Below are 1190 nucleotides of genomic sequence, written 5' to 3' on the forward strand. Positions count from 1 at the left end.
CTCGCCGAGATCGGCATCGAGGCCGACGTGATCCTCGAGCCGATGCGGCGCGACTCCGGCCCCGCGATCGCCGCCGGCGCGGCGTTTGCGCAAGGCCGCACCAGCGAAGCGATCGTGCTGGCGCTCGCCGCCGACCACGTCGTGCAGGACAACGCCGCCTTCGTCGCGGCCTGCCGCGAGGGCCTCGCCGCCGCGAGCATGGGTCGCATCGTCACCTTCGGCGTCAAGCCGGAGCGGCCGGCGACCGAATACGGCTATATCAGCCCGGGCGAGGTGATCTCAGGCGAGGTGCACGCGGTCGCGCGCTTCGTCGAGAAGCCGGATGCGGTGAAGGCCGCCGATTACGTCACTTCGGGCTATCTCTGGAACAGCGGCAACTTCATGTTCCCGGCGAGCCTGCTGCTCGACGAATATCGCAAGGTCGATGCGGGAAGCGTCGAGGCGGTATCGAGCGCGGTCGCCCATGCCGGCCGCGATCTCGGCTTCATCACGCTGGAACCCGAGGCGTTCGGCGCCGCCAAGGCGATCTCGATCGACTATGCGGTAATGGAAAAGACCGCGCGCGCGGCGGTGGTGCCGGTGTCCTGCGGCTGGTCCGACGTCGGCTCCTGGCACGCGGTGTGGGAATTGTCCGACAAGGACGCGCAGGGCAACGCGGCGCACGGTCCCGCCGTGTTCGAGGACTCCCGCAACTGCAACGTCACCACCGATGCTGCGCTGGTCGCGCTCGAAGGCGTCGACGATCTCGTCGTGGTGGCGACTGCGGACGCGGTGCTGGTGTCGCGGCAGAAGGACGCCAACGGCCTGAAGCGGCTCGTCACCAAGCTGAAGGCGGTCGCGCCGAAGGTCACCGAGGAGCATCTCAAGGTGCACAGGCCCTGGGGCAGCTATCAGTCGGTCGACAATGGCGAGCGCCATCAGGTCAAGCGCATCGTGGTGAAGCCGGGCGGGCGATTGTCGCTGCAGAAGCACCATCATCGCGCCGAGCACTGGATCGTGGTCCGTGGTGCGGCCCGCGTCACCGTCAACGACACCGTGAAGACGGTGCACGAGAACGAGTCCATCTACATCCCGATGGGCGCGGTGCACCGGATGGAGAACCCCGGTAAAATCATGCTGGAACTGATCGAGGTCCAGACCGGCTCCTATCTCGGGGAAGACGACATCATCCGGATTGAAGACGACTATCA

At 66.7% G+C, this 1190-nt stretch carries 1 protein-coding gene; it reads left to right on the forward strand.

The annotated features are described in order from the left end of the window. Positions 1-1190, forward strand: a 1190-nt coding sequence (locus tag XH88_RS25660; RefSeq protein WP_271671034.1) for a mannose-1-phosphate guanylyltransferase/mannose-6-phosphate isomerase, incomplete at both ends; no start/stop codon positions are given.

The organism is Bradyrhizobium sp. CCBAU 51627 (assembly GCF_028128765.1).
Taxonomy (GTDB): Bacteria; Pseudomonadota; Alphaproteobacteria; order Rhizobiales; family Xanthobacteraceae; genus Bradyrhizobium.